This is a genomic window from Lactobacillus delbrueckii subsp. delbrueckii DSM 20074 = JCM 1012 (assembly GCF_001433875.1).
Taxonomy (GTDB): Bacteria; Bacillota; Bacilli; order Lactobacillales; family Lactobacillaceae; genus Lactobacillus; species Lactobacillus delbrueckii.
On sequence record NZ_AZCR01000096.1, the window covers coordinates 1 to 2,945 of the forward strand.

Sequence of the window (2,945 nt, forward strand, 5' to 3'; positions counted from 1 at the left end):
CCCGATTGAATATCGGAATCATGTTTTAACAACCTTAACGGCGTAATACTAAATTGTCCCAATTTTGGGGGTCACATCAATGGCAGAAAAACAAACTGCAGGCCGCGATTACTTGGGCAAGTTGGCACCGAAGTTCGCGGAGCTGAACGATGACGTTTTATTCGGGGAAGTTTGGGCAAGAGAAGACAAATTGTCGGCTAGAGACCGGAGCATGATTACTATTGCGGCGCTGCTTTCCGCAGGCTTGTACCCGCATTGAAGAGCCACTTGGAGCTGGGCAAAAAGCATGGGATCACCAAGGAAGAAGCAGTGGAGATTGTTACTCAGCTTGCTTTCTACTGCGGCTGGCCTAAGGCGTGGAGCACTTTCCCGTTGATTGAAGAAGTATACGGGGACTAAAGCAGAATGTACAAAAAGATCGTCAGACCACATGGGGGAATGACGATCTTTGTTTTTACAGTTTACTTGTGGCGGGAAGGCAGGGTGAAGTACTTGTCCATGTTATAGCCATATACTTGCGGGTACACGTACACTTTGCCCTTCTTCAAGACAAAGTTCATTTTCTTTAAGTTGGTTGACTTGAAGTAGACATTACCAGCACCAAACTTTTTAGCCCCTTTGAGCAGTTTCTTCTTAATACTTGCTTGGCTGCCTTGCGCAATATCATAAAAGGTCAACTTCTTTCCGCTTTTAAGAGAGTAGATCCAACTGCCAATGTTATCTTCTGCAACACCACCGGCCCACCATTTCATCTCGCTCTTAAATCAGACGATATTATTCTTGTTGTAAGTGATCTTGGCAGTAGTGGCATCGTAATAGCTCAAGTTCTTAAAGCCGTTATTAGCTCCATCTTTTGCGTAGTTAAACAATTGCTTCGCGTTCTTTTTCTCAGCAACAAGGCTCTTTTTTATATCTTTGTTGATTTTCTTGACCGCGGCAGAGCTGCCCTTCAGTTGCGGCAACTGGTAGGAAAAATTCGCCTTCATCCCATGTTTGTATTTCTTAACCGTCAGGTAATGGATGATCGTATACTTAGCTGAGCTGGCTTCTGCCTTGGGAGCAGCCACCAGACCAACAGTCACAGCCGCGGCAAGCGCGCCAGCCATCACAATTTTCTTCATAAGCTCGTTCCTCACATGATTGAAACAAATATTACTCACCCACATTGTACTACTAAAACCGATTTAAAAAATCTAACTTACGAAAAAACTCTTGCACGTTTCTGAAAATTGTCTTAGAATGTAATCAGCTTCAAAAGAAAAGGCAAATTTAGAAAGGAACGATTAAAATGACTGTACGTAAACTTTGGCAAGACTGGCGTGACTAAGTGAGGCTGCATGTTAAATGGTGTAGACTCACTGATTGCAATAATCTAGGGAGTCTATGCCAGGACAATCGTTTCTGAAGAAATCAAAGGACTGTTTGGCATAGTTGGTCAGACAGTCTTTTTTTGTACTCAAAATCAGATATACATGTATAGGCTCCTGCAAAACGTTGTTAGAAATAAATTAAAAATAACAAACTACAAAACAAGGAGAACTATCATGACTGAAGCAACTGCAAGCACAAACGATGCTGCTTCAACTACTACAAGCGATACCGCTGCAACGACTACAAACGACACCAGTACAAATACTGCAACAACTACTGCCAATGACAGCAGTACAACGACCACTGATGCGACAAGCAGCACCGTCTCCAATGATACCTACACTAGCCAAGTAACTTGGTTCAAGAAGCGCGATGATGAATAATCAATTTTTCCCTCACTAACAGGGAAGGGAATAGGTCTGTTCTATATGGGCAGGCCTATTTTTTCTGCCAGATGGTATAATGAAAACGAGGTGAAACTGATGAAATATGAAGCCGCGATTTTTGACATGGACGGCACAATCTTAGACACGAGCGCCGACTTAACAAGTGCATTGAACTACGCGTTTGAACAAACCGGCCACCGGCATGACTTTACCGTTGAAGACATCAAGAACTTCTTTGGCAGCGGGGTCGTGGTGGCGGTTACCCGGGCCCTGGCCTATGAAGCTGGCAGCAGCCGGGAAAGTCTGGTCGCCTTTGGCACCAAGGATGAACAGATCCCGGAAGCTGTTACCCAAGCAGAAGTTAACCGGGTCCTGGAAGTTTTCAAGCCTTATTACGCTGACCATTGCCAGATTAAAACTGGTCCCTTCCCAGGAATCTTGGATTTGATGAAAGATCTCCGTCAAAAAGGCGTCAAGCTGGCTGTCGTTTCCAACAAGCCAAATGAGGCCGTCCAGGTCCTGGTCGAAGAATTTTTTCCGGGCAGCTTCGACTTTGCTTTGGGTGAAAGAAGCGGGATCCGCCGCAAACCCGCCCCGGACATGACTAGTGAGTGCGTCAAGGTCTTGGGCGTGCCAAGAGACAAGTGCGTCTACATCGGCGACTCTGAAATCGACATCCAAACCGCGCGGAATTCTGAGATGGACGAAAACGCGGTAAATTGGGGCTTTAGAAGCGTGCCATTTTTGCAAAAACACGGGGCAACTGTGATTGTCGATACAGCTGAAAAGCTGGAAGAAGCAATTTTAGGTGAATAAGATGGAAATCAAGTTTGAAGAAGAGCAAAAGCGGGCCGCGGTATATGATGACGGCAAGCTGATTGGCCGGTGCGTATATGAAGACAAGGGTGATCACTGGATCATCACAACGACTAAGGTAGATCCAGCCTATGGCGGACAAGGCCTGGGCCGGAAGTTGGTTGATACCGTTGCTTCTGCTGCCCGGGAGAAGGGCGCCAGACTGCGGGCGACTTGTTCTTACGCGGCTAAGGTATTAACCAAGCCGGGCTATGAGGATTTACGGTAATCGAAAGAGCATCCCCTCCGCGAACTTTGATGTGACCCCCAAAATTGGGACAATTTAGTATTACGCCGTTAAGGTTGTTAAAACATGATTCCGATATTCAATCG

Annotated in this window: 5 protein-coding genes and 1 pseudogene; 4 read left to right on the forward strand and 2 right to left on the reverse strand. The window is 45.8% G+C overall.

Features of this window, described 5'->3' with window-relative positions; genetic code table 11:
* Positions 1-79 precede the first annotated feature (79 nt).
* A pseudogene (locus FD23_RS08420) lies at positions 80-399 on the forward strand (carboxymuconolactone decarboxylase family protein).
* 62 nt (positions 400-461) lie between these two features.
* On the opposite strand, the gene FD23_RS10820 reads toward FD23_RS08420, so the two are convergent.
* Positions 462-677 carry a hypothetical protein gene (locus FD23_RS10820; protein ID WP_230844842.1) on the reverse strand — a complete coding sequence of 72 codons (216 nt, stop codon included), beginning with the start codon at positions 675-677 and terminating at the stop codon, positions 462-464.
* Positions 678-764: 87 nt separating this feature from the next.
* Complete coding sequence (locus FD23_RS10825; RefSeq protein ID WP_230844841.1) at positions 765-1,121, reverse strand: DUF4163 domain-containing protein; 357 nt, start codon at positions 1,119-1,121, stop codon at positions 765-767.
* Between the two features lie 423 nt (positions 1,122-1,544).
* Between FD23_RS10825 and FD23_RS08430 the strand changes: the two genes are divergently transcribed.
* The 3 genes from FD23_RS08430 (at position 1,545) to FD23_RS08440 (ending at position 2,841) form a co-directional block, all read left to right on the forward strand.
* A complete protein-coding gene (locus tag FD23_RS08430) occupies positions 1,545-1,754 on the forward strand; it encodes a hypothetical protein (protein WP_025896510.1) in 210 nt (69 codons plus the stop codon).
* A 99-nt stretch (positions 1,755-1,853) separates the two neighbouring features.
* Positions 1,854-2,573: an HAD family hydrolase gene (locus tag FD23_RS08435; RefSeq protein WP_052933667.1), complete on the forward strand. Its 720-nt coding sequence runs from the start codon at positions 1,854-1,856 to the stop codon at positions 2,571-2,573.
* Position 2,574: 1 nt separating this feature from the next.
* Positions 2,575-2,841, forward strand: coding sequence for a GNAT family N-acetyltransferase (locus tag FD23_RS08440; protein WP_025896514.1), 267 nt, complete (start codon positions 2,575-2,577; stop codon positions 2,839-2,841).
* Positions 2,842-2,945: the final 104 nt, after the last annotated feature.